Annotated in this window: 1 pseudogene; it reads right to left on the reverse strand. The window is 77.1% G+C overall.

Going from position 1 to position 240, the window contains the following annotated elements:
• Positions 1–240, reverse strand: a pseudogene (locus tag KVS67_RS12905) (ABC transporter ATP-binding protein); the annotation flags it as partial.

The raw sequence follows: 240 nt of genomic DNA on the forward strand, positions 1-240 counted from the left end.
CGCGTGCCCAGCACGGCGCCCTCCTCGAGGGAGGCCAGGGCCACCTGCCCCGCGGTGGGGTAGGCGAAGCGCACGTCCCGCAGCCGCACGGACAGGGGCCCCCCCGGCAGGGCCGCGGGCCGCGCGGGCTCCGTGATGAGCGGCTCCAGGTCCAGGACCTCGAACACGCGCCCGAAGCCCACGAGCGCGCTCATGATCTCCACGCGGGCGTTCGCCAGCGCGGTCAGGGGGGCGTACAGG

The sequence above is a fragment of the Micrococcus sp. GbtcB5 genome (assembly GCF_019091605.1).
Classification (GTDB): domain Bacteria; phylum Actinomycetota; class Actinomycetes; order Actinomycetales; family Micrococcaceae; genus Micrococcus; species Micrococcus luteus.